Source organism: Microbacterium sp. K2, assembly GCF_051365005.1.
Classification (GTDB): domain Bacteria; phylum Actinomycetota; class Actinomycetes; order Actinomycetales; family Microbacteriaceae; genus Microbacterium; species Microbacterium foliorum_B.
Window position 1 is genome coordinate 1510571 of the sequence record NZ_JBLWII010000001.1, and the last position, 24588, is coordinate 1535158.

A 24588-nucleotide genomic window follows, 5' to 3' on the forward strand; every position below is an offset into this window, starting at 1 on the left:
TCCGTCGGCACGGCGGATCCCCGGAGGCGGCTCGGACAGAGCAGAATGAGCACATGCTCCCACCGCTCGCAGATCTGCTCGCCTCGGCCAGGGTCGTCTCGCTTCCGATGCACACCCGCTTCCGGGGAGTGGACACCCGAGAGGCGCTGCTCTTCGAAGGCCCCGAGGGCTGGGCGGAGTTCTCCCCGTTCCTGGAGTATGAGGATGCCGAAGCGGCGACCTGGCTCGCTGCGGCGATCGACTTCGCGTGGCGGTCGCAGCCGGCACCCCTGCGCGAGCGCATCGGTGTGAACGCCACGATCCCCGCCATCGAGGCGGCGCGGGTCGCCGAGGTGCTGGCCCGCTTCGCCGGGTGCCGCACCGCGAAGGTCAAGGTCGCCGAGCCCGGCCAGACGCTGGCGGACGACGTCGCTCGTGTGCGAGCCGTGCGAGAGGCGATGGGCCCGGAAGGACGCATCCGCGTGGACGCGAACGGGGCCTGGAACGTCGACGAGGCCGAGCATGCGGTGCATGCCCTCAACGAGTTCGATCTCGAGTACGTCGAGCAGCCCTGCGCGACGGTGCCCGAGCTCGCCGAACTGCGCACCCGCGTGAAGTACATGGGCATCCCGGTCGCGGCCGACGAGAGCATTCGCAAGTCGTCCGACCCGCTTGCGGTCGCGCGGGAGAAGGCAGCCGACCTGCTCGTGATCAAGGCGCAGCCGCTGGGGGGAATCACCCACGCGCTGCAGATCATCACCGCCGCCGGCCTTCCCGTGGTCGTGTCCAGTGCGCTCGACACCGCGATCGGACTCTCGCAGGGCGCCGCCCTCGCCGCCGCCCTGCCGACGCTCGACTACGACTGCGGGCTCGGCACCGCATCCCTGTTCCTCGACGACGTCGCCGACCTGCGGCCGGTCGAGGGCTCGATCCCCGCCGGGCGCGTGACGCCGGATGCGGCCGCACTGACTCGACTCGCCGCTGACGACGACCGTCGCGACTGGTGGCTCGATCGCCTCAGCCGCTGCTACGAGGCGCTCACCGCACGCTGAGCCGCGCTCATCTGCAGGCCGAGCAGGTCCGTCACTCGGCGAGCAGCAGCTGCACGAGCCTGCCCAGCTCTTCGCTGCCGGCGTGCCGCAGCTGATCGGAGTCCTGGCCGGCCATCGCACCGCGAACGGTCATGCCCTCCCAGAGGATCATGAGCATGCGGGCGGCATCCTCGGCCGGAACCTTCAACTCGAGTGAGCTCACTGAGACGATGTCGGTGATGATCACCGCGATGCTCGAGACCATCTCGCGCTCCTGCACGAGGTAGGCCGCGCCGAACTGATGATCGCGCAGGGCGCGGATGCGGATCTCGCTCATCAGCATCACGCCGAGCCGGTCATCGCCGCCGGCGTCCATGATGCGCTGAACGAGCTCGACCGGATCACACCCCTCTGACAGGCCGCCCTCTGCGGCGATCTCCGCGACTCGGGCGCGCACGCCGTTGACGCGTTGCTCGCCGACGCTGCCGGCGAGCATCAGGAACAGCTCGTCCTTGGACTCGAAGTTCGAATAGAAGGCTCCACGAGTGAACCCGGCGCGGTCGCAGACCGCTTCGACCGAGGCGCCGTCGAGGCCGACCTCTGCGAAGACCTGCGCAGCCGCGTCGAGAAGCCTGGCTCGCGTGTTCTCCCGGCTGCGAGTGGCGGGTGTCGTCATCGAATCCTCCTGTCTCACATTCTCACACCCCGTACACAGACTCCGGGGCTCGGACCACCTTACGATACAGGTATGTATCGGATACACCTGTGTATCCGGCCCGTATTTCCTGAGGAGCCTCGTGTCCACACTCCTGTCCTCGCTCGGCCGTTGGTCATACCGGCACCCGTGGCGCGTCCTCGTCTCCTGGCTCCTCGCGCTCGGCATCGCCGGCGCCGGCGCGCTCGTGCTCGGGGCAGGAACGGACAACTCGTTCTCGATCCCGGGGACCGAATCCCAGGCGGGTCTCGAGCAGCTCAACCGCTCCTTCCCCCAGGTCAGCGGAACCAGCGCGCAGATCATCGTGGTCGCCGCGGACGGCGACTCGATCGCCGATGATGCGTATCGGACCGACATCGAGGATGCTGTCGACCGGCTCGCCGATCTCGATGACTCCGTGCTCTCTGCGACGTCCCCGTTCGACGAGATGGTCAGCGGCATGCTCAACGACGACGAGACCGCGGGCATCATCAGCCTGCAGTTCGACGGTCAGGCGTCCGACGTCTCGGACGAGACCCAGGACGACCTGCGCGCCGTCGTGGCCGAACTCGCCGACGAGCTCCCCGACGGCTCCCAGACCGCTCTCGGCGGCGAACTGTTCGCCACTTCCATCCCCGGTGTCACACTGACCGAGGCGGTGGGCCTGCTCATCGCCCTGCTCGTGCTGATCGTGACCTTCCGATCGTTCGTCGTCGCAGGGCTCCCGCTGCTCACCGCGGTGCTCGGCGTGGGCATCTCGATGGCGGGCATCTTCGCCGCGACCGCCTTCGCCACGGTCTCGTCGACCACTCCTCTCCTCGCCCTCATGCTCGGCCTCGCGGTCGGCATCGACTACGCGCTGTTCATCATGGCCAGGCACCAGGACCAGGTGCGCGAGGGGGTCGACCCCGAGGAGTCCACTGCCCGCGCCGTCGGCACGGCCGGCTCCGCAGTGGTGTTCGCCGGTGTGACCGTGCTGATCGCACTGATCGGACTCGGCTTCGCCGGCATCCCGTTCCTGACGACCATGGGCATCGCGGCATCCGCCGCCGTCGCGGTCGCCGTCGCGATCGCGGTGACGCTCACCCCCGCATTCCTGGGCTTCATGAAGGGCCGGGTGGCGGGCCGGCCGCGCAAGGCTCCGAAGGCGAAGAAGGGCAAGCCTGCTCCCGCTCAGCGTGTGCGATTCAGCGAGCGCTGGGTGACCGGCGTGACCAAGCGCCCGATTCTCGTGTCGCTCGCCGTCGTGATCGGCCTCGGCATCGTCGCGGTGCCTGCTCTGAGCCTGAACCTCGCGCTGCCGAACGCCGGCGTGCTGCCGAAGGACTCGGAGGCGCGGCAGAGCTACGACCTCGTGGCCGAGGAGTTCGGCCCCGGCTTCAACGGACCCATGATCCTCACGGGCACGATCGTCACCTCGACCGACCCCCTCACGTTGATGGAAGACCTCGGCGACGAGGTCGCCAAGATCGACGGAGTGAAGGAGGTCGCCCTCGCGACCCCGAACGAGACCGCCGACACCGGCATCGTGCAGATCGTCCCCGAGACGGCACCCGACGACCCCGCGACGGCCGACCTGGTGCGCGAGCTGCGATCGCATCATGACGAATGGCTCGACGAGTTCGGAATCGACCTCAAGGTCACCGGCTTCACCGCCGTCGGCATCGACATCTCCGACCAACTGGGCAACGCGCTGCTGCCCTTCGGCATCTTCGTGATCGGTCTCTCGCTGATCCTGCTCACGATCGTGTTCCGCTCGCTCTGGGTGCCGATCACCGCCGCCGCAGGCTACCTGCTCTCGATCGTGGCCGCCTTCGGCATCGTCGGCGCGGTGTTCGAGTGGGGTTGGTTCGCCGATGCCCTGCACGTCGCCAAGGTGGGCCCGATCATCAGCTTCATGCCGATCATCCTCATGGGTGTGCTGTTCGGGCTTGCGATGGACTACCAGGTCTTCCTGGTGTCGCGCATGCGCGAGGACTTCGTGCACGACCCCGACGGGAAGCGCCCCGACCGAGCCACGCGTCGCGCCGCGGCGCTGCGAGCCGTGCGCAGCGGCTTCACGGGGTCTGCGAAGGTCGTCACGGCTGCGGGACTCATCATGTTCGCCGTGTTCGTGGCGTTCGTGCCCGAAGGCGACTCCTCGCTCAAGCCCATCGCTCTGGGCCTCGCGGCCGGCATCGCGATCGATGCGTTCCTGGTGCGGATGACGCTGATCCCCGCTCTCATGGCCATCCTCGGCGAGCGCGCATGGGAGATCCCGGCGTGGCTGGAGAAGATCCTTCCGAGCGTCGACATCGAGGGCGAGGCGGTCGAACGCGAGCGCCACCTGGCGGAATGGCCAGGCGACGACTCGGTCGTGGCCGCCGACGATCTCGCGGCGACGGATGCCGGCATCGAGGGTCTCCGCCTGCGCCTCTCCCCCGGCGGGTCCGCCGTGCTCACCGGCTCGTCCCCCGGCGCGCTGCGTGCCCTGGCGCTGTTGATCGCCGGCCGTGCGACTCCCGACGACGGACGTCTCCGCGTCGCCGGTCATCTGCTTCCAGGACGAGCGGCATGGGTGCGCGCGCATGTCGGAGCGGTCATGACCGCGGATGCCGGAAGCCTGTCGGCAGACCTTTCCGAGGCGCTTCGCGGACGGCCCGCGCTCGTGGTGATCGACGCAGCCGACCGGCTCTCGCGCCCCGAACGCGATCAGCTCGCCGCACGACTGCGGGACTCCCGCAGCACGACCGCGATCCTGCTCACTGCGCTCGACGCCGAGATCGGCCTCGAGATCCTCGCAGACGCCGGCCGCACGCCCGCCGACGTGATCGACATCGACGCACCCGCAGCACAGACACGACCCGAGTCCTCGGTGCCCCGCACCGTGGACGGCACCACCGAATCGACCGAGGTGAACGCATGACCCTCCCCATCGAACGCGCCCGCTCGCGCAAGCCCATCACGTGGCTGACCATCCTCGGCGTCCTGCTGCTGCCCGCGGCCGTGGGCGGCATCCTGGTCGCCGCACTGCAGAACCCGACCGAGCGCCTCGACTCGATGACCGCCGCGATCGTCAACCTCGACGAGCCAGTGGAGATCGACGGACAGCTGACGCCGCTGGGTCGGCAGCTCGCGTCAGGACTCGTCGAAGGATCGGACGACCTCGACTCCAACCTCACCTGGGTGATCTCGAACGAGGAGGACGCGGCAGACGGCCTCGCTGACGGGTCGTATCAGGCCGTCATCACGATCCCCGAGGAGTTCTCCGCCGCCGCGACCTCGGCAGGGCAGGCGATCTCGGACGGCGGAGGTGACGCCGAGCAGGCGACCATCCAGGTCACCACGCCGGACGACGGGCTCGTCGCCGACGATCTCATCACGAGTCAGATCGCGAACGTCGCCGCCTCGAGCATGGGCACACTGCTGTCGGAGGCCACCACCGAGAACATCCTCGTCGGCTTCACCACGATCGGCGATCAGATCAGCGAGGCCGCCGACGGCGCCGCCCAGCTGGCCACCGGCGCACGCGATGCAGCGACGGGCGCGGCCGCGATCCCCGACGGGGCGACACAGCTCGCCTCGGGCGCCACCGAGCTCGGAAACGGCGCCTCGTCGCTCGCCTCCGGGCTCGACACGCTCGCGACGAAGACCCGCGAGGCTGCGGGCGGCGCGAGTCAGATCGGCAGCGGACTGACCGCGGGGGCGACGGAGTTGAACACCCAGGCAGGTCAGATGCCCGCGCTCGTGGGGGCCGTCGCGACCGGAACCGATGCCGCGACCGACGCCGCGACGAAGACCGCGAGCCTCGCGCAGACGCTTGGCACGATGGCAGCGAGCTGCGATCCTGCCGTCTCGGGAGAGCTGTGTGCTCAGCTCGCGACCGAGGCCGCGAACGCAGGAGCAGCCGCCAAAGCAGCGGGAACCGCATCGGGGTATCTCACGGCCGTCGAACCGCAGATCGCGACTCTTCCCGGCGCGTTCACGACCCTCGCGACCCAGCTCGGTGACGCAGGCGCCGGCGCGACGAGCCTCGCGGACGGCCTGAACCAGCTTGCGTCCCAAGGTCTCGACGAGTCCGCTGCCGGTGCCCGAGCACTGTCGACCGGAGCCGTTCAGCTGTCGGACGGGACGACCGAGCTCGCGACCGGCGCCTCCGAGCTCGCGACCGGCCTCGACACCCTCGCCACCGGCACGGGTGATCTCGCCGGTGGGCTGCGCACGGCATCCGAGTCCCTCCCCTCGTTCAGCGACTCCGAGTCGACCTCGCTCGCCTCGGTGATCGCCGACCCTGTGGCGTCGAAGGGCGCCGACGGTGCCACGATCTTCGGTCCGACCGCGATCCCGCTGCTCACGGCAGTAGTGCTGTGGTTCGGTGCTCTCGCCTCGTTCCTCGTGATGCGGGCGCACACCGCGCGCACTCTCACCTCGCGACGCTCATCTGCGGGACTCGCGCTGCGCGCCTTCGCCCCGGCAGCCGCCATCGGCGCCGCTCAGGGCCTGCTGGTCTCCCTGATCGTGCAGTTCGTCGCGAGCTACGACGCCGCGACGTGGTGGGCGTTCGCCGGTATCGCCGTGCTCGCAGGTGTCGTCTTCGCCGCTGTCAACCAGGCGCTCGTCGCCGTCTTCGGCGGCATCGGTCGCTGGATCAGCGCGCTCGTGGGGGTGCTGGCGATCGCGACAGGGCTGATCTCGACGGTGCCCGACTGGCTCGCGGATCTCGGTGCCTCCCTGCCGACCGCCCCCGCGTTCGCCGGACTGATCGCCGCGAACGGAGGCGCAGCCGCCGGCCTCATCGTGTGGGCTGTGCTCTCACTCGTCGCGACCACGGTCGCCGTCGCCCTGCGTCGCACGACGTCGGTGAGAGCGGCTCTGGCGACCGCCTGAGCGCTTCTCCGGGCACCCCGCCCGGGCACATCTTCGGACCGCACCCGACGACGCGCCGCGACTCGTTCTCGATTCGCGGCGCGTCGTCGTCGACGTCCGAAGCCGTGCCCGCCGGGCAGAGGCGGTATTCGCACTTGGCCCTACGCACGTACGATCAGAAGATGCGTCGCCCGTTCATGACATCTCCCGCCCAGCTCGAGTCACTCGAGGGGCAGCAGTATCTCGTGCTGCGCCCGACGAGAGCGGTGTCGGACGTCTACCGGGCAGAGCAGAGGTCGGCCCTCGGCCGGATGGACGCTCCGCACCCGAACACCGAGCACGTCACGCTCCGCGCATTCCATGAGCCCGAGCGTCGGGAAGACCTGCTCGCCTTGATCCGCGAATGGGCGGTGGCGCAGCGCCCGATCGAAGTCGTCGCCGAGGCCGTCGACGTGTTCCCGGCTCCGTGGCAGGTCGTCATCCTGCGCCTGAGACGAACCCCGTCGCTGGTGTCGGCCTACGCGAATCTCAGTGAGGCTCTCGAGGGAACCGACTTCCGTCGACTGGACGAGCGCAGCACGGAGGACTGGACGTTCCACCTGTCGGTGATCTACGCGAAGACGCTCGCACCTGCGGCGTGGACCGAGCTGTCGCACAAATCCCGTCGCTCGCTCAGCTCGCGCCCCGCCGAGACCATCAGCGAGGCCGAGCTCGTCTGGTACGAAGACGGCGTCGAGCACTCCGAAGTGATCCCGTTCGGACTGCGCTCGTTCAGATGAGGTCCGCTCGGGCGCTCAGCTGAGGCCCGAATACGCGTGCAGACCCTTGAAGAACACGTTGACGATCGTGAAGTTGAACAGCACGGCCGAGAAGCCGACGATCGCCAGCCAGGCCGACGGGTTGCCGCGCCAGCCGCGCGTCGCACGAGCGTGGATGTACCCCGCGTAGAGCACCCAGATCACGAAGGTCCACGTCTCCTTGACGTCGAAGCCCCAGAAGCGGCTCCACGCGTAATAGGCCCAGATCGAACCGGCGATGAGGGTGAACGTCCAGAGGATGAATCCGATGATCGTGAAGCGGTAGGCCATGCTCTCGAGGCGCTCCGACCCGGGGAAGGTGCGCAGGAACCCGGGGCCGGTCTTCTCGGCGCCCTCGGAGATCAGCCGCTCGCGGCGGGACTGCATCAGCTGGATCACCGACAGCGCGAACGCCAGGGCGAAGAACGCGGTGCCGAGGGATGCCACGAAGACGTGGATCACCAGCCACACGCTCTTGAGCGGGTCCATCAGAGGCGACACCTCGACATAGAAGTTCGTGGCTGAGAGCCCCAGCAGCACGACGACGAGACCGGTGATGAACGTGCCGAGGAAGCGCAGATCGACGCGCGTCAGAACCGCGAGGAACACCGCGACGATCAGCAGCGTGCCCATCATCGCGAACTCGTAGAGGTTGGCCCAGGGCACGCGCCCGGCCGCGAAACCGCGCGTGAGCGTGGCGGCGAGGTGGAAGATGAAGGCGAGCACGGTGAGCGAGGTGCCGATGCGAGCCATCACGAAACGCTGCGGGGCGACCGCGGAGTCGGATGCCGAGGCACCCTTCCCTCCCTTGGCACCGCGCGCGCTCGCTCCGGCACCGACGAGTTCGAACTCCCGCACGCTCGCCGCATCGGCGGACAGCTGCGACCGGCGGGCGAGGTCGAAGGCGTAGGCCACGAAGGCCGCAGCGTAGATCGCGATCGCCGTCCACAGCAGGATCGGCGAGATCACTTCGAGATCGAACATGGTGTCAGTCTACTTTCGGGGTGTCGGATGCGGGGCGTTCGGGGTCACCCTCGCGGACGTTCTCGGACGCCGTCTCAGCCTGGTCGGAGTCGATGTCGGTCGGCTTCGGCGCCTCGACCGCTGTCGTCACTCCCGCCGCGTCCATCAGACGCGCGTGACCGGCGACGAGGTCGTCGACAGCCGTCGCGAGAGTCGGATCCTCGCCGCGTGCGAGACCCGCATACTCGAGCGAGACGACGCCACCATCTGCCGTCGCCTTGACCCACACTCGGCGCCGAGGGATGAACAGGGCGAGCATGAGTCCGCCGAGCGCGAGGAGCGCGAAGCCGAGAACCCACGGCCCCGACGCGTCGCGGTGGATCTGCAGCGAGGCGAAGCGCTTGACCGACTGCGAGGCGTCGGTGGCCCCGGCCGGCGACTCGTCTTCGAAGGTCACGGTTCCGAGTCCGTTCGGCAGGTCGGCCGTGTCACCAGGGGCCAGCTCGATCGACTCGAGATCGGTCGTGCGTCCGGTCACCTTCGTCATGTCCGAGGTGTCGAGCACGTAGACCGAACGCGGCACGCCCTCGTTGATGCCCAGATCGCCCGTGTACACGTCGAGCGTGAGGGTCGGGTTGGTCAGATCTCCGAAGCCCGAGAAGAACGCACCGGTGTCGAGCACACCCGTTGTCGGATAGAAGAAGCCGACGAGGCCGATCTGCTCGCTGAGTCCGTCGGGGATCTTGATGACACCGAGAGATGTCATGTTGTTGTCCTGCGGCAGGAACGGCGTGCTGTTCGTGAACACGACCTCCCCGTCGGGGTCGCGCACCGTGATCGTCGGGGCATACCCGTTGCCGAGCAGGAAGACGTTGTCGTCGGCGACGCCGAGAGGCTCGTTGACCTTGACCGAGCCGGTGCGCTCCTCGCCGTTCTCCTGCACGGTGACGTTGGCCGAGAAGTCGCCCGCCTGACCCGAGCCGGGCTCGCCGAAGGGCTGGTAGGTGACGTCGAAGCTGTCGAGGCGCATCGAATACGGCGCGAGGGCGCCGTCGCTGACGAACCGGCCGCGGTTCATCGAGTCGTAGTCGAGCAGCGTGTTGGCGAACGTCTCACCCTCGACCAGCACTCGCTGGCCGGTGTAGGCGAACCCGCCCCCGACGCCCACGGTGATCAGTACGCCGACGAGGGCCAGGTGGAAGAGGAGATTGCCGGTCTCGCGCCAGTAGCCGCGTTCGGCCGAGACCGACGAGGTGCGCCCCGAGTCGTAGCGCTCCACACGGTATCCGAGAGCCTTGAGCTGTTTCGTCGCGATGTCGATCGTGGTCGCAGCGTCGGCGGGCGCGTCCGTCGACGCGCGCTCGACGGCGCGGAAGTCGGCCAGCCGCTTCAGTCGTGCGGGAGTGCGGGGAGGCCGCGCCTGCAGCGCCTTGGCGTGGTGCCGGATGCGCGGGATCACGCAGCCGACCAGCGAGGCGAACAGCAGCAGGTAGATCGCCGAGAACCACGGCGACAGATACACGTCGAACAGCTTCAGCGAGTCGAGCACCGGGAACAGATCGGGATTGTTGCGCTCCCACTCCGTGACGCCGTTGGGGTCGGCCATCCGCTGAGGGAAGATCGAGCCGGGGATCGCGGCGATCGCGAGCACGAGGAGCAGGATCAGCGCGGTGCGCATCGAGGTCAGCTGACGCCAGCCCCAGCGCAGCCAGCCCACGAAGCCCAGGCGCGGCTGGGTGATCGACTCCTCGCCGTCGACGTGGTCTGACGGTCGGAGCGGATCGCTGGACCTCTCGGTTGTGCTGCTCACGTCATCCTTCCGATGCGTCGTGTTCTCATCAGAACGGGAGGGGGACACTGCCGATCACCACCGTGAGTCGCGACATGATGTCGGTCCAGAGCCCGGTCACCATCAGCACGCCGAGGACGATCAGCAGCACGCCGCCGATGATGTTCACGACGCGGATGTGGCGACGGAGGAAACCGACCGTCTTCGTGGCCCAGCCGAAACCGAGGGCGACGAGCAGGAACGGGATGCCGAGGCCGAGCGAGTAGGCGAGGCCGAGGAACCCGGCGCGCACCGGGTCGCCGGCGTTGAACGAGAGAGCGATGATCGCGCCGAGCGTCGGCCCCATGCACGGAGCCCAGCCGATTCCGAGCGCGATTCCCAGCAGTGGCGCACCGATGATGCCCACCTTGGAGTCGACGTGGAATCGGATCTCTCGCTGCGCGAACCCGAAGGCGCCCAGGAAGATCAGGCCCATGACGATGATGAAGACTCCGAGGATGCGCGTGATCAGGTCGCCCCAGCGGATGAAGAAGACGCCGAACGTGCCGCTGAGCACCGTGTAGAGGATGAAGACGAGGGTGAAGCCCAGGATGAAGAGCAGCACACCGAGCACGAGTCGACTGCGGGCGGGAGCCTCGACCGTCGAGACGGCGGTGCCGTCCGTGGTGTTCGCCGCGCCGCGAGGAGCGACGGCTCCCCCGAGGAACCCGAGGTAGCCGGGCACCAACGGCAGTACGCACGGCGACAGGAAGGAGACGAGGCCGGCGAGCATCGCGACGGGGATCGCGAGCCAGAGGGCTCCCGATCCGATGATGGCTTCGGGGTTCACGCCGCTCCCGAGAGACTCACGAGTCCTCCGCGAGCGCGTCCTTGACGAGCGTCGAGAGGATCGAGGTGCCGTCGATCGGGCCGATGATCCGGGCGGCGACCCGGCCCTGCTTGTCGAGCACGAGAGTGGTCGGGGTCGCCTGGATCGGCACCGACGATGCGAAGGCGAGCTTCGCCTCAGCGGTGTCGACATCGATGAGACTCGGGTAGGTCACGCCGAACTCCGCCGAGAACGCTTTGGCGGTGTCGGCCTGATCACGGGTGTTGATCCCCAGGAAGGCGACGTCGTCTCCGCCGTGCTCCTGCCACACGCTCTCGAGGTCTTCCGCCTCGAGACGACATGGTGCGCAACCCGCGTACCAGAAGTTGACGACCGTCACCTTGCCCGCAAGCTCGGAGCTGCTGAAGTCGTCGCCGTTCTCGGTCACGCCGCCGAAGTCGACGACGGGTTCGCCGCGCTCGGCGACCGGAATCTCGACGATCGCTCCGTCGGCCGCGACATAACCGGGGTTGTCACCGCTCAGGAACGAATCGTTCACGGGATCGGGAGCGCAGGCGCTCAGACCGATGGCTAGTACCGCGGCGAGCGCGGCACCGACCGCGCGGCGGGAAGGCCGGATGCGGGAGGAGCGGCCGCTGCGGATCGGACGAACCGTCGAGGCGAGTGGCACGATTCCCAGTTTACGCGGGGGTTCCTATGCATGGGCCGGACGCCCCAGGGGTGCGCAGCGACGGTCAGAGGCGGGCCAGCACGTCGGCCACGCTCGCCCGGAAACGTGGGCAGGTGGCGATGTCGTGCGAGCGGCATCCCATTGCGTGCTCGGTCATCTCGCGCGATCGGCGCATGTCCTCCATCCGCCGGTCGAGATCGTCGAGATGCTGCTGCAGCACCTCGTGCCGCCCGGCGCTTCCGTCGTCGAGCAAGACGGCGATCTGGTCGAGGGTCATGCCCGCCGCCTTGCTGCGCTGGATCACCGCGATGCGCACCACGTCGTCCTGCCCGTACCGGCGCCTCCCGGCGGAGTCGCGTGCGGGTCGCAGCAGCCCGACCGTCTCCCAGTGCCTCAGCACGTTCGTGGGCAGCTCGAAACGGGCAGCCACCTCGCCGACGGACCAGGGACTCTCGACACTTGACTTCATGTTGACATGAAGTCACAGACTGAGGACGAAAGCAACCGCCGCCCCTCGGAAGGACACCACATGTACGACGCGATCGTGATCGGAGCAGGCCCCGCCGGCTTGCAGGCGGCACTGACCCTGGGACGGATGCACCGCTCGACGCTGCTGCTGGATTCCGGTGAGTACCGCAACGGCACGGTACTGCACATGCACAACGTCGTCGCGAACGACGGAACTCCCCCGGCGGAGTTCCGCGCGACCGCACGCACTCAGCTTGCCGAGTATGCCGACGTCGAGATCCGTGACGTCGGAGCGCAGTCGGTCTCGGGTGTGGAGGGCGCGTTCACCGTGCTGCTCGCGGACGGAGTCTCCGTCGAGGCGAAGAGCGTCATCCTCGCGACCGGCGTCGCCGACGATCTGCCATCCGTGCCCGGTCTGCAGGAGCTGTGGGGAGTGAAGGCCTTCAGCTGCCCGTTCTGCGACGGCCACGAGCATGCGGGGCGCTCCATCGCCATCCTCGGCCCCGCACCTCGGGCTGAGCACCTGATCGGGCTTCTGGGTCGCATCGCAGGAGACATCACGGTCTTCCCGGTCGATCAGGCGTTCTCCACAGAAGAGGTGCAGACGCTCGAAGGGCGGGGAGCGCGGGTGAGCGTGGACCTCGTGACGGCGGTAGCGCCGGACGGCGACGATGTGCGGGTCACCACCGATTCCGGCGATCGGACTGTGGCCGGCGTCTTCGTGGCATCGGGCTCGCTCCGCCACCGTGCGCCGTTCGCCGACCAGCTCGGGCTGCGCATGCTGCCGTCCGGGTCGATCGAGATCGACGACTTCGGTCGAACCTCACTCGCCGGCGTCTTCGCCGCGGGCGACCTCGCACACCGTGCGTCGCTTCCGGGGCCGATGGCCTCGGTGCTGCTGGCCGCCGCGGCCGGTCAGCTCGCGGCGGTCGGGGTTATCCAGTCGCTGATGGCTCCGTGATCGCGAGCATCTTCGCCGCAGTGCAGTGATGGTCGCTTCCCGACTCGGGGAGCGACCATCACTGCGACGAGAGCCGCTAGCTCAGACTTCAGACCGCCCCGACGTCGACCGCACCGCCGGTGGACGCGGGTTCGGCGTAGGCGACCTCTCGCCACACGTCGCCGACGAGTTCGAACGAGGTGACGCTCGACAGTGCGCAGCGCCGGGTACGGGGATCGTGCTGCAGCGGCAGACCCGCGACCCGCAGGTGGGTGATCCAGATCGGCGCCTGGTGCGACACCATCACGAGGTCACCGCCGTCGACCGATCGCCAGGCCTCGCCCATCATGCCCAGCATCCGCTCGGCGATCGACGCGTAGGGCTCGCCCCAGCTCGGCAGCGACGGCTGACGCAGGTGCCACCAGTTGAGCGGGTTCATCAGCGAACGGCGCATCTGCGTGCCCTCGAACACGTTGGTCGGCTCGATGATGCGGATGTCGATCTCGGGCACGAGGTCGAATCGTGTCGCGAAAGGCTCGGCCGACTCCTGCGCACGCTCCAGCGGCGAGGAGTACAGCGCTGCCACCGGTCTGTCGAGCGAGGCGACATGATCGGCGGCCGCCTGGGCCATCTCCCGCCCCGCCTTGCTCAGGTGGTAGTCGGGCAGCCGGCCGTAGAGCACGCGCTTCGGATTGTGCACCTCACCGTGTCGGACGAGGTGCAGTCGAGACGCCACCATGTCAGACCGCGCGGTAGCGGGACTCGCCGAAGCCGATGATCAGATACCCGATGTAGGGGAAGACGAAGAGCAGGAAGAACGAGAAGAGCCCGCCCTTGCCGAACCGCTCGCCGAGTTTGATCGCGACGATGATCCCGAAGATGAAGCCCACGATCGGAATCAGATAGAGCAGCGCGAGCCAGCCGGACATCCCGGCGATCTTGACGAGGAACACGACATTCACGATGGGGATGATCGCGAGGATGCCGGGGTATCCCGCCTTCGTGAACACCTTCCACAGGCCGATGACCACCAGCACGTAGAAGACGAGGGCGATGAGCCCCGTGGTGCCGGAGAAGATCGATGCGTACAGGTCGGAGATGCCGTTGGAGTCCATGATGACCCTTTCGCTGGTCGAATGGCTGTCGTGGCGATCCTAGTGACCGATATGCCACCGGCGGAGGAGGCGACACCGCCCCCGTAGAATGGGCGGGTTCATCATTTCCCAGATCAGGAGGAATCCTCCGTGCTTCGCACCCACTCGGCAGGCTCACTGCGAGCCGAGCAAATCGGTCAGACCGTCACCCTCTCGGGTTGGGTCGATCGCCGTCGTGATCACGGAGGAGTCGCGTTCATCGATCTTCGGGATGCATCGGGCATCGCGCAGGTCGTCATCCGCGACGAAGAGGTGGCGCACCCGCTGCGCAACGAATTCGTCCTCAAGGTCACCGGCGAGGTCTCGCGTCGCCCCGACGGCAACGCGAACCCGAACCTGCCGACCGGCGAGATCGAGCTCATCGCGACCGACGTCGAGGTGCTGAACGAGTCCGCTCCGCTGCCGTTCCAGGTGTCGACCGCTGTCGCCGACACCGAGACGGTCGGCGAGGAGGCGCGCCTCAAGTACCGCTATCTCGACCTTCGTCGCCCCGCGGCGGCGTCCGCTCTGCGTCTGCGCTCGAACGTCTACAAGGCCGTGCGCGATGTGCTGCACGGCGAGGACTTCACCGAGGTCGAGACACCGACGCTCACCCGCTCGACTCCGGAGGGTGCTCGCGACTTCGTCGTGCCCGCCCGCCTGCACCCCGGCAGCTGGTACGCCCTGCCGCAGTCGCCGCAGCTGTTCAAGCAGCTGCTCATGGTCGGCGGCGTCGAGAAGTACTACCAGATCGCCCGCTGCTACCGCGATGAGGACTTCCGCGCCGACCGTCAGCCGGAGTTCACGCAGCTCGACATCGAGATGAGCTTCGTCGACCAGGAAGACGTCATCACGCTGATGGAGACGCTCATCCAGGCGATGTGGAAGACGATCGGCGTCGAGGTGCAGACCCCGCTGCCGCGCCTGACCTATGCCGATGCCATGGCGAAGTACGGCTCCGACAAGCCCGACCTGCGCTTCGGACTCGAGCTCGTCGAGGCGACCGAGTACTTCGCGAACACCCCGTTCCGCGTGTTCCAGGCCGAGTACGTCGGTGCCGTCGTCATGCCCGGCGGCGCGAGCCAGCCGCGCAAGCAGCTCGACGCCTGGCAGGACTGGGCCAAGCAGCGCGGCGCCCGCGGCCTCGCGTACGTGCTCTTCAACGAGGACGGCTCGCTCGGCGGCCCTGCTGCCAAGAACCTGTCCGGGGCCGAGCAGGCCGGGCTCGCCGAGTTCGTCGGCGCCTCCGCCGGTGACTGCGTGTTCTTCGCTGCCGGATCGACCAAGGAGAGCCGCGCTCTTCTCGGCGCCGCCCGCGTCGAGATCGGCCGCCGTCTCGGCTACCTGAACCCCGACGAGTTCGCGTTCACCTGGGTCGTCGACGCTCCGATGTTCGAGCCGGCAGCGGATGCCGTGGCATCCGGTGACGTCGCCGTCGGCGCCGGAGCCTGGACCGCCGTGCACCACGCGTTCACCGGACCGAAGCCGGAATTCCAGGACACGTTCGACACCGACCCCGGATCTGCCCTCGCCTACGCATACGACATCGTGTGCAACGGCTCGGAGCTCGGCGGCGGATCGATCCGCATCCACCGCGAAGACGTGCAGAAGCGCGTGTTCGAGGTCATGGGCATCAGCGACGAGGTCGCCCAGGAGCAGTTCGGCTTCCTGCTCGACGCGTTCAAGTTCGGCGCACCGCCCCACGGTGGAATCGCGCTCGGCATGGACCGCGTGCTGCAGCACCTGGCGAAGACCGACTCGATCCGCGACGTCATCGCGTTCCCGAAGTCGGGCAACGGCTTCGACCCGCTGACCGCTGCTCCGGCTCCGATCACGCCCGAACAGCGTGCCGAGGCCGGCGTCGACTTCGAGCCCGAGGACGACGAGGCCTGACCCTCGCATAAAGAGGCCCTCTCCCGCTCACGCAGGAGGGGGCCTCTTCGCCTGCCCTGCGCCGCCGCGGCCGCGCGTACGTAAGTCCGTTCGTAGAGCGAAGACGACGAAGTCGACGGATACGAAACGACGCGAGCCGACCTCACCGCGATTCGTCTCGGGCGGCTCCGCCGGCCTCGCTCAACGACCGGCCACAGCAGCGAGCGCCGGGGCGATGTTCTCGTTCCAGACGTCGACGCCGAGCTTGGCGATCAGCGCGACCACCACGACGAGGAACACGACCCGGATGAAGGTCGTGCCGCGCGAGATCGCCATGCGCGAGCCGAGGTAGCTGCCCGCGACGTTCGCGACGGCGAGGATGCCGCCGAGCAGCCACAGCACGGCGCCGTGCGGGATGAACAGCAGCAGGGCGCCGGTGTTCGTCGCGAGGTTCACGATCTTGGCCTTGGCACTCGCCTGCAGGAAGTCGTAGCCCAGCAGTGCGACGAGCGAGATCACCAGGAACGTGCCCGTCCCCGGTCCGATGAGTCCGTCGTAGAAGCCGATCACGAGTCCCGAGAGCCCCGCCATGATGTGGTGCTTGTGACCGCTGAATCGCAGCCGGGTCGCCGCACCCATCTGCGGCCGGAACGCCGTGAAGAGAGCCACGGCGAGCAGCGCCACGACGATGATCGGCTTGAAGGCCGCGGCAGGCAGGATCGTCGCGACGGCTGCCCCGCCGAACGACCCGACGAGCGCGATCACCGCCGTCGGTAGAGCCGTGCGGATGTCGGGCTTCGCTCGACGGTAGTACGTGACGCTGCTCGTGGCCGTGCCGAACACGGAGGCGAGCTTGTTGGTGGCGAGGGCCTGGATCGGCGTGATGCCGGGGATCAGCAACAGCGCAGGCAGCTGCAGCAGCCCGCCGCCACCCACGACCGCGTCGATCCACCCGGCGGCGAACGCCGCGACGACGATGAGGATCAGGGTTCCCCAGGTGAGCTGCTCGAGCCCCAGCATCCCACCGATGTCCATCCGTCCAGGATGTCAGACCGCACGACACCCCGACCACCGGCGTCATGCCGGGCGTGGGCGACCCGCCACGACCCGGACACCTCTCGTTCACCGAGGCCGCGATGATCGGCAACCCGCGGCTCATAGTGTCCTCTCGCAACCCGAATCCGGCGCGCAACGCCGGGCACCGAGAGGACCCTGATGACCAACTTCCACCGCCGCGCGCGCATCGGCGCCGGCATCGCCCTGTTCACCACCGCAGCGCTCGGCCTGACCGCCTGCGCGACGGGCGCTGAGGCCCCGGCCGCCGGCAGCGACGAGGTCGACGCCGCCGCAGCCACCTCGGTCGAGGACTTCGGCTCCTTCGCCGAGCTCGAAGAGGCCGCCAAGGCCGAGGGCCAGCTCAACGTCATCGCCCTTCCGCGCGACTGGGCCAACTATGGCGAGATCCTCGACCTCTTCGCCGAGAAGTACCCCGAGATCACGATCAACGAGGCTTCACCCGACGTCTCGAGCGCGGAAGAGATCCAGGCCGCGAAGACGAACGAGGGCCTCGACACCGCACCCGACGTGTTCGACCTCGGCCTCACGGTCGCCCTGCAGAACACCGATGTGTTCGCCCCGTACCAGGTGCAGACGTGGGACGACATCCCCGACGCACTCAAGGAGCCGACCGGACTCTTCGTCGGCGACTACGGCGGATACATGTCTATCGGCTACGACTCCTCGAAGTTCGACGCTCCCGAGTCGCTCGACGACCTGAAGGATGCCGCCTACAAGGGGGCCGTCGCGATCAACGGCGACCCGACGCAGGCCGGTGCGGCGTTCGCCGCTGTGGGCCTCGCCACGGTGCAGTCCAACGGGACGCTCGACGACTTCCAGCCGGGCATCGACTTCTTCTCCGACATGCAGAAGGCCGGCAACCTGCTCAAGGTCGACGTCACCACGGCGACCGTCGCGAGCGGCGAGACCCCTGTGGTCTTCGACTGGGACTACCTGAACGCCTCGCACAAGGCTGACAACGAGAACTGGGAGGTCGTCGTCTTCGACGGCACCGGTTACGCCGGCTACTACAACCAGGCGATCAACAAGGATGCCCCGAACCCGGCGGCCGCACGCCTGTGGCAGGAGTTCCTCTACAGCGACGAGGTGCAGAACCTGTGGCTCAAGGGCGGCGCTCGTCCGGCTCGCATGGAGGCCATGACCGAGGCCGGCACGATCGACGCCGACATGGCCGCGGATCTTCCCGAGGTCCCGAACGAGACGGTCGTCCCGACCGAGGAGCAGTCGACGAACGCCGGTACGCTGCTCGGCGAGAAGTGGGCAGCGGCGGTCCAGTGACCACTGCCACCACGACGGGGGCGGATGCCACGGCATCCGCCCCCGTCCCCCTCACTCCGGCCGGCGCCGGGCCCGTCAGCTCGGGGCCCCGGCGCTCGGCGCCGTCAGCGGCCTGGCTCGGTCTCGTGCCCTTCGCTGCCTACGTGCTGCTCTTCCTCGCCGTGCCGACGATCCTCGCGATCGGCTCGGGCTTCTTCACGAAGGACGGCTCGTTCACGTGGGCGAACGTCTCGGCCCTCGGCGACCCCGTCGTGCTCGCCACGTTCGCTAACTCGGCCGGGCTGTCGCTGCTGACAGCCGTCGTCGGCGCGATCGTGGGAGCACTGGTCTGTTATGCCCTCCTCGGAATGAACCCCGACGGGGCGGTCCGCTCGACGGTGGATGCCGCGGCCGGCGTGCTCGCGCAGTTCGGTGGCGTGATGCTCGCGTTCGCCTTCATCGCCACGATCGGCATCCAGGGAGTGCTCAAGCTGTTCCTGCAGGACACCTTCGGGTTCGACATCTTCGAGAACGGCACCTGGCTCTACGAGCTGCCCGGGCTGATCCTGCCGTACATCTACTTCCAGATCCCTCTCATGGTGATCACGTTCATGCCCGCCCTCGCCGCGCTGAAGCCGCAGTGGGCCGAGGCGAACCTCACGCTCGGCGGCACCAGCTCGAGCTTCTGGCTGCGCATCGGCGTCCCGGTGCTGGCCCCCTCGTTTCTCGCGAGCCTGCTGCTGCTGTTCGCGAACGCGTTCTCGTCGTACGCCACGGCCGCGGCCCTTGCGAGCCAGGGCGCGCAGATCGTCCCGCTGCAGATCCGCGCAGCACTCACCAGCGAGACCGTGCTCGGCCGTGAGAACCTGGCCGGCGCACTCGCGCTGGGCATGATCGTGATCGTCGGAGTCGTCATGGCCCTGTACTCGCTCATCCAACGACGAGCCGCGAGGTGGCAGTCATGACCCGTCTCGGCCCTTCTCTCGCGACACGATGGATCATCGGCATCGTCGTCGGCGCCTTCTTCGCCATCCCATTGATCTCGACGTTCCTCTACACGCTGCGCCAGACCGACGGGACCCTCGGACTCGAGCGCTGGGCCGCCCTGTTCGACCCCGAGAAGTCGGCGGCGATCAAGCCCATCTGGATGGGCCTCGGCAACTCCCTGATCCTGGCCGTCGTGACGGTCGCGATCGTGCTGCTGCTGCTCGCACCCACGATGATCCTGGTGAACCTGCGCTTCGCGAAGCTCAGGCCCGTGTTCGAGTTCGCAGTGCTGCTGCCGATCTCGATCCCCGCGATCGTGCTGGTCGTCGGGCTCGCGCCGATCTACCTGCAGATCGGGCGTGCACTCGGCACCGGCACGTGGACGCTGGCGTTCGCCTACGGCATCACGGTGCTGCCGTTCGCGTACCGCTCGATCCAGGCCTCCATCGACGCGGCCGATATGCGCACCCTCGCCGAGGCCGCGCGATCGCTCGGTGCGAGCTGGCCGACCGTCGTGCTCAAGGTGCTCGCCCCGAACCTGCGCCAGGGGCTGCTGGCGGCGTCGCTGATCTCGATCGCCGTCGTACTCGGAGAGTTCACGATCGCCTCGCTCCTGAACCGCCAGGTTTTCCAGACGGCCATGGTGGTCGTCCAGAAACAGGACGCCTACGCTCCCGCGATCTTCACCCTGCTGGCGCTGCTGTTCGTCTTCCTTCTGCTTCTGCTCATCGGCCGCCTCGCTCGCGGCAACGGAAAGGCCCGCTCATGACCCTCCCCGACACCGCCGACAACATGCTGCTCGCCGAGGCCGGCGAGGGCACCCGCGTGCAGCTGCAGGGCATCGTGAAGAGCTACTCGGGCAACACGGTGCTGCACGGCGTCGACCTCGACATCGCCCCCGGCGAGTTCGTGTCTCTGCTCGGCCCCTCCGGCTGCGGCAAGACCACTCTGCTGCGGGTGCTCGCCGGCCTCGAGGGTCTCGACAGCGGCGCCGTGCTGCTCGACGGCGGAGACGTCTCGCGCGTGCCGACCAACAAGCGCGACATCGGCATGGTCTTCCAGTCCTATTCGCTGTTCCCGCACCTGCGAGTGGCGGAGAACACCGCGTTCGGGCTGCGGCGCCGCGGGGTGGGCAAGGCCGAGGCGGCCAAGCGGGCTCTCGACGCCCTGGCTTTGGTGGGGCTCGCCGACTTCGCCGACCGCTTCCCGCATCAGCTCTCGGGCGGTCAGCAGCAGCGAGTGGCGCTCGCCCGCGCTCTGGTCACCGAGCCGAAGGTGCTGCTGCTCGACGAGCCGCTCTCCGCCCTCGACGCCAAGGTGCGCGTGCAGCTGCGTGACGAGATCCGTCGCATCCAGCTTCGCCTCGGCATCACCACCGTGTTCGTCACGCACGATCAAGAGGAGGCTCTGGCCGTCTCAGACCGGATCGCCGTGATGAACGCAGGCACCGTCGAGCAGATCGGCACTCCCGAGCAGCTCTACACGACACCCTCGACGGCGGGTGTCGCCGCGTTCGTCGGTCTTTCGAGCGTCGTGTCGGGCGTCGCCGAGGGCGACCACGTCGTGGTGTGGGGCCAGAAACTCCCCCTGCAGTCGCCGGCCGACGGGCCCGTCGACGTCTACCTGCGTCCGGAGAACGTGCACTTCGCGTCGGAGGCGGATGCCGCGACCGACGCCCTCGTGCAGGAGAGCACGTTCCTGGGCAGCATGCGCCGAACGCTCGTGCGCACGGAGTCGGGTGAGTTGGTGCGCCTCCAGCATGCTCCCGGCATCCACCCGGCCTTCGGAGATCGAGTGCGGATCGCCGTCGCTCCCGAGCCTGTGGCCGTGCATCCGCGCGGCTGACTCGCCGCCGACGCGCATACAGAGACCCCCTCCTGCTGGATCAGCGGGAGGGGGTCTCTGTAGGCGCGGGTGATCCGAGGATCAGAGCACTCGTGCCAGGAAGTCCTGCGTGCGCGGATGCTGCGGGTTGGCGAGCACCTCGCGGGGGTCGCCTTCTTCGACGATGTATCCGCCGTCCATGAAGATCAGTCGCGACCCGACCTCGCGAGCGAAGCCCATCTCGTGCGTGACGACCAGCATGGTCATCCCCTCATCGGCGAGCGAGCGCATGACCTGCAGCACCTCGCCGACGAGCTCGGGGTCGAGCGCCGAGGTCGGCTCGTCGAACAGCATCATGTCAGGGTTCATGCACAGCGCACGCGCGATCGCGACGCGCTGCTGCTGACCGCCCGACAGGTGCCCGGGAAAGGCGTCGGCCTTCTCGGAGAGTCCGACGCGCCCGAGCATCTCCTTGGCCACTCTCTCGGCCTCCGCCTTCGACCTCTTCTTCACGCGCTGCTGCGCGATCATGAGGTTGCCCATCACATCGAGGTGCGGGAACAGGTTGAAGCTCTGGAACACCATGCCGATGCGCGTGCGCACCCGGTCGATGTCGACATCAGGGTCGGTGATGTCGATGCCCTCGATGAGCACCTTGCCGCCGGTGGGCTCTTCGAGCAGATTGACCGAGCGCAGCAGCGTCGACTTGCCGGAGCCCGACGGGCCGATGATGCAGACGACCTCGCCCTTTGTGACGGTGAGGTCGATGCCCTTGAGCACCTCGTTGTCGCCGAAGCTCTTCACGAGCCCCTGCAGGTCGATCGCCGGCGCGTGGACGTCAATCAGATCGGTGATCATCGCTGCCTCGACATCCTTCGTTCCAGGTACGCGCTGAAGCGCGTGAGGGGGATCGTCACGATCAGGTAGAGGGCCGCCGCCATGATCAACGGCGTTCCGTTCGCGTTCTGCGTGCTCGCGTCACGCGCGAAGTTCGTGAGCTCCTTCGACCAGATGAAGGATCCCGCGACGAAGAGCAGCGAGGTGTCCTTCAGCAGGAGCACGAACTCGTTGGTCAGCGGCGGGATGATGATGCGGAAGCCCTGCGGCACGACGATCCAGAACGTCGTCTTCATGGGCGACATGCCGAGGGAGCGTGCAGCTTCGGTCTGCCCCTTCGGAACCGCCTGGATACCCGCGCGGATCGTCTCGGCCATGTAGGCCGACGCCACCAGGATCAGACCGATCAGTCCGAGCACGACCGGGCCGCCGAGCTTGGTCCCCGGCACGCCGAGTCCGATCGGCAGGATGAAGGCGATGGCGAAGATCGTGAGGATCGCGGGAAGCCCGCGGAACAGCTCGATCCACGCCGTCGCGATCCACCGGAAGGGCCCGATGCTCGACAGCTTCATGAGCGCAAGCAGGATGCCGAGCAGCAGACCTCCCGCGAACGCGACCGCCGTGAACCACAGTGTGTTCACGAGCGCCGTCGTGATGATGCCCGGGAGCATCTTGGCGGCGATCTCCGGGTTGAAGTAGAGCTGCGCGATCCTCGCCCAGTCGGTGCTGACGATCAGCCAGACGACGACCGCGATCAGGATCGCGTAGACGGTGTACCGATACAGCTTGCTCTTCGTGGTGCGCCTCAACGCCATTGTCAAGGTCTCCCTGTCCTACGTCGCTCGCCGATTACTTCGCGGTGAAGTAGGTGTCGTAGATCGTCTGGTAGTCGCCGCTGTCGCGAAGATCCTGCAGCGCACCGTCGATCGCCTCGCGCAGCGCGTCCTTCTCGCCCTTCGCGTAGGCGAAGCCGTAGGACTCGCCGGTCTCGTACTCCTCGACGATCTTGTAGGCGCTGTCGGCCTTCTCGTGCTCGAGGTTCACCGGCTGGTCCTGCAGGATCGCGTCGATCTGGCCGGCCTGCATCGCGGGCCACAGCTCGCCGTCGGAGGGGTACTGCACGAGCTGGGCGCCCTCGGCGTTCTCGGTCGCGTACGCCTCGCCGGTGGTGCCCTGCTGCACGCCGACATTCTTGCCGGAGAGGTCGTCGATCGACTCGATGCCCGAGTCGGTGCGCACCAGCAGCGACTGCAGCGACTCGTAGTAGGGCTCGGAGAAGTCGATGTTCGCCTTGCGCTCGTCAGTGATCGTCATCGCCGAGGCGCCGACGTCGCACTGGCCGGCCGCGAGCGTCGTGCCCGACTGCAGCGCGTCGAATCCGACGTCCTGCACCGCGAGCTCGAGGTCGAGCTCCTTGGCGATCGCGTCGAGCAGGTCGATGTCGAAGCCGGTGTAGCCGGTGCCGTTGTCGCCGCCCTCGAACTCGAACGGAGCGTAGGGGATGTCGGAGCAGACCGTCAGGGTGCCCGCCTCGATGAGGCCGTACTCGTCACCGGCCGCCGGCTCGCCCGAGCCTGCGTCTCCGCTGCCCGTCGCACAGCCGGCGAGGGCGAGAGTGGCGGTCGCGGCGAGCGCGATCCCGGCGATGATGTTGCGACGGCGCATGTCAGCTCCTGAACGACGAGGGTGTGGTTGCCCACGGAGGGGTAGGAGAACATCTAAACATGCACCACGCGGCCCGACCGGTCGCCAGCCGCCTTCAGCGGATCACATTTGTGTTGCAAGTGTGACGGGATATGACATGGCGCACCGCCGACGCGGCACCGATTGTTCACCTTGCCTGAGTATCCTCTCTGCCAACACCCGGCGGACGCGCTCGGGTCGCACAGGAGGATCGATCATGGCCAAGAAGACCCCCGCCCACAGGAACGCCGAGGCAGCACTCGATGCCGCCAAGGATGCCGCGAAGGACGCCAAGAAGCTGATCAAGACCCTTCCGAAGAAGGCGGCGAAGAAGCTCAAGCCTCTCGTCGAGGACGCGAAGGACGCGGCCAGCGCATCGAAGAAGAAGATCGCCGACCGTCCGAAGAAGGTCGCGAAGGCGGCCACCGCCGCCACCGAGCGCCTCCACGAGGCCGCCGCGCGTCTGCAGGCTCCGAGCAAGGCCGACAAGAAGAAGGCCGACAAGAAGTCCGAGACGAAGAAGTCCGAGACGAAGAAGCCGGGCGCGAAGAAGTCCGAGACGAAGAAGCCAGGCGCGAAGGAGTCGGCCACCACGCCGTCCGCCGAGGGCACGTCGGCGTCGAAGAAGGCCACGGCCACGCCCGACGTTTCCACGTCTCCCGCCGCGAAGACCACCGAGCCGGCGGCGCCCGCGGTCGCACCGAAGGCACCGACGACGCCTGCCGCCCCTGCTGCGAAGAAGGCGACGACCACGAAGAGGGCGACGCCGAAGAAGACCGCACCGGCGGAAGCCTCTGCGTCCGGGCTGAGCGATCTCACCGTCGTCGAGCTCCGGGCCCGTGCTCGCGCCGAGGGCCGCACCGGATACTCGCGGCTGTCGAAGGCCGCACTGCTCGACCTCCTTGCGAACTGA

The 24588-nt window shown here is 68.1% G+C and carries 23 protein-coding genes; 11 read left to right on the top strand and 12 right to left on the bottom strand.

The window, feature by feature from the left end; all coding sequences use genetic code 11:
• Positions 1-53 precede the first annotated feature (53 nt).
• Complete coding sequence (locus ACLKOY_RS07455) at positions 54-1031, top strand: o-succinylbenzoate synthase (RefSeq protein WP_436453064.1); 978 nt, start codon at positions 54-56, stop codon at positions 1029-1031.
• A gap of 31 nt (positions 1032-1062) precedes the next feature.
• Here the strand turns inward: ACLKOY_RS07455 and ACLKOY_RS07460 are convergent, their stop codons facing one another.
• Positions 1063-1686, bottom strand: a complete 624-nt coding sequence (locus ACLKOY_RS07460; protein ID WP_436453065.1) for a TetR/AcrR family transcriptional regulator — start codon at positions 1684-1686, stop codon at positions 1063-1065.
• A 121-nt stretch (positions 1687-1807) separates the two neighbouring features.
• On the opposite strand from ACLKOY_RS07460, the gene ACLKOY_RS07465 reads away from it, so the two are divergent.
• The 3 genes from ACLKOY_RS07465 (at position 1808) to ACLKOY_RS07475 (ending at position 7328) form a co-directional block, all read left to right on the top strand.
• On the top strand, positions 1808-4609 hold the full coding sequence (locus ACLKOY_RS07465) for an MMPL family transporter (RefSeq protein WP_436453066.1): 2802 nt from the start codon (positions 1808-1810) through the stop codon (positions 4607-4609).
• Positions 4606-6570: a YhgE/Pip domain-containing protein gene (locus ACLKOY_RS07470; protein WP_436453067.1), complete on the top strand. Its 1965-nt coding sequence runs from the start codon at positions 4606-4608 to the stop codon at positions 6568-6570. The genes ACLKOY_RS07465 and ACLKOY_RS07470 overlap by 4 nt, the downstream gene beginning before the upstream one ends.
• Positions 6571-6731: 161 nt before the next feature.
• Complete coding sequence (locus ACLKOY_RS07475) at positions 6732-7328, top strand: 2'-5' RNA ligase family protein (RefSeq protein ID WP_436453068.1); 597 nt, start codon at positions 6732-6734, stop codon at positions 7326-7328.
• 15 nt (positions 7329-7343) lie between these two features.
• On the opposite strand, the gene ccsB is transcribed toward ACLKOY_RS07475, so the two are convergent.
• From ccsB to ACLKOY_RS07500, 5 genes are all read right to left on the bottom strand, one after another.
• Positions 7344-8330, bottom strand: coding sequence for a c-type cytochrome biogenesis protein CcsB (gene ccsB / locus ACLKOY_RS07480; protein WP_436453069.1), 987 nt, complete (start codon positions 8328-8330; stop codon positions 7344-7346).
• A 4-nt stretch (positions 8331-8334) separates the two neighbouring features.
• Positions 8335-10119 carry a cytochrome c biogenesis protein ResB gene (gene resB / locus ACLKOY_RS07485; protein ID WP_436453070.1) on the bottom strand — a complete coding sequence of 595 codons (1785 nt, stop codon included), beginning with the start codon at positions 10117-10119 and terminating at the stop codon, positions 8335-8337.
• A gap of 28 nt (positions 10120-10147) precedes the next feature.
• Positions 10148-10927, bottom strand: coding sequence for a cytochrome c biogenesis CcdA family protein (locus ACLKOY_RS07490; protein ID WP_436453071.1), 780 nt, complete (start codon positions 10925-10927; stop codon positions 10148-10150).
• A 16-nt stretch (positions 10928-10943) separates the two neighbouring features.
• Positions 10944-11597 carry a TlpA family protein disulfide reductase gene (locus tag ACLKOY_RS07495; protein WP_290159839.1) on the bottom strand — a complete coding sequence of 218 codons (654 nt, stop codon included), beginning with the start codon at positions 11595-11597 and terminating at the stop codon, positions 10944-10946.
• A gap of 64 nt (positions 11598-11661) precedes the next feature.
• Complete coding sequence (locus ACLKOY_RS07500; protein WP_042539017.1) at positions 11662-12066, bottom strand: MerR family transcriptional regulator; 405 nt, start codon at positions 12064-12066, stop codon at positions 11662-11664.
• Positions 12067-12126: 60 nt separating this feature from the next.
• Here ACLKOY_RS07500 and ACLKOY_RS07505 point away from each other — a divergent pair, with 60 nt between their 5' ends.
• A complete protein-coding gene (locus ACLKOY_RS07505) occupies positions 12127-13026 on the top strand; it encodes an NAD(P)/FAD-dependent oxidoreductase (protein WP_436453072.1) in 900 nt (299 codons plus the stop codon).
• An 88-nt stretch (positions 13027-13114) separates the two neighbouring features.
• Here the strand turns inward: ACLKOY_RS07505 and ACLKOY_RS07510 are convergent, their stop codons facing one another.
• Positions 13115-13744 (bottom strand): histidine phosphatase family protein, encoded by a 630-nt coding sequence (locus tag ACLKOY_RS07510; protein ID WP_436453073.1) that lies wholly within the window; start codon positions 13742-13744, stop codon positions 13115-13117.
• A gap of 1 nt (position 13745) precedes the next feature.
• Positions 13746-14120 (bottom strand): DUF5684 domain-containing protein, encoded by a 375-nt coding sequence (locus ACLKOY_RS07515; RefSeq protein WP_042539011.1) that lies wholly within the window; start codon positions 14118-14120, stop codon positions 13746-13748.
• Positions 14121-14249: 129 nt separating this feature from the next.
• Between ACLKOY_RS07515 and aspS the strand changes: the two genes are divergently transcribed.
• Complete coding sequence (gene aspS, locus ACLKOY_RS07520; protein WP_436453074.1) at positions 14250-16031, top strand: aspartate--tRNA ligase; 1782 nt, start codon at positions 14250-14252, stop codon at positions 16029-16031.
• 180 nt (positions 16032-16211) lie between these two features.
• Here the strand turns inward: aspS and ACLKOY_RS07525 are convergent, their stop codons facing one another.
• On the bottom strand, positions 16212-17045 hold the full coding sequence (locus tag ACLKOY_RS07525; RefSeq protein ID WP_436453075.1) for a sulfite exporter TauE/SafE family protein: 834 nt from the start codon (positions 17043-17045) through the stop codon (positions 16212-16214).
• A 180-nt stretch (positions 17046-17225) separates the two neighbouring features.
• Here ACLKOY_RS07525 and ACLKOY_RS07530 point away from each other — a divergent pair, with 180 nt between their 5' ends.
• Genes ACLKOY_RS07530 through ACLKOY_RS07545 form a run of 4 tightly spaced genes read left to right on the top strand, consistent with a single transcriptional unit; the run spans position 17226 to position 21176 of the window.
• The gene (locus tag ACLKOY_RS07530; protein WP_436453076.1) at positions 17226-18365 is read left to right on the top strand and encodes an ABC transporter substrate-binding protein; all 1140 of its coding nucleotides are present in this window, start codon (positions 17226-17228) and stop codon (positions 18363-18365) included.
• Positions 18362-19309 carry an ABC transporter permease gene (locus ACLKOY_RS07535; RefSeq protein WP_436453077.1) on the top strand — a complete coding sequence of 316 codons (948 nt, stop codon included), beginning with the start codon at positions 18362-18364 and terminating at the stop codon, positions 19307-19309. The genes ACLKOY_RS07530 and ACLKOY_RS07535 overlap by 4 nt, the downstream gene beginning before the upstream one ends.
• Positions 19306-20100 (top strand): ABC transporter permease, encoded by a 795-nt coding sequence (locus ACLKOY_RS07540; RefSeq protein ID WP_436453078.1) that lies wholly within the window; start codon positions 19306-19308, stop codon positions 20098-20100. The genes ACLKOY_RS07535 and ACLKOY_RS07540 overlap by 4 nt, the downstream gene beginning before the upstream one ends.
• Positions 20097-21176, top strand: a complete 1080-nt coding sequence (locus tag ACLKOY_RS07545) for an ABC transporter ATP-binding protein (protein ID WP_436453079.1) — start codon at positions 20097-20099, stop codon at positions 21174-21176. Before ACLKOY_RS07540 ends, ACLKOY_RS07545 begins: the two co-directional genes overlap by 4 nt.
• Positions 21177-21257: 81 nt before the next feature.
• On the opposite strand, the gene ACLKOY_RS07550 is transcribed toward ACLKOY_RS07545, so the two are convergent.
• From ACLKOY_RS07550 to ACLKOY_RS07560, 3 genes are read right to left on the bottom strand one after another with little or no spacing between them, the layout of a single operon-like run.
• Entirely contained in the window at positions 21258-22013 is a 756-nt protein-coding gene (locus ACLKOY_RS07550; protein ID WP_140036279.1) for an amino acid ABC transporter ATP-binding protein, read from the bottom strand.
• Positions 22010-22807: an amino acid ABC transporter permease gene (locus tag ACLKOY_RS07555; RefSeq protein WP_140036278.1), complete on the bottom strand. Its 798-nt coding sequence runs from the start codon at positions 22805-22807 to the stop codon at positions 22010-22012. Before ACLKOY_RS07555 ends, ACLKOY_RS07550 begins: the two co-directional genes overlap by 4 nt.
• A 34-nt stretch (positions 22808-22841) precedes the next feature.
• Positions 22842-23657: a transporter substrate-binding domain-containing protein gene (locus tag ACLKOY_RS07560; protein WP_056375690.1), complete on the bottom strand. Its 816-nt coding sequence runs from the start codon at positions 23655-23657 to the stop codon at positions 22842-22844.
• Between the two features lie 235 nt (positions 23658-23892).
• On the opposite strand from ACLKOY_RS07560, the gene ACLKOY_RS07565 reads away from it, so the two are divergent.
• Entirely contained in the window at positions 23893-24588 is a 696-nt protein-coding gene (locus tag ACLKOY_RS07565; protein ID WP_436453080.1) for a hypothetical protein, read from the top strand.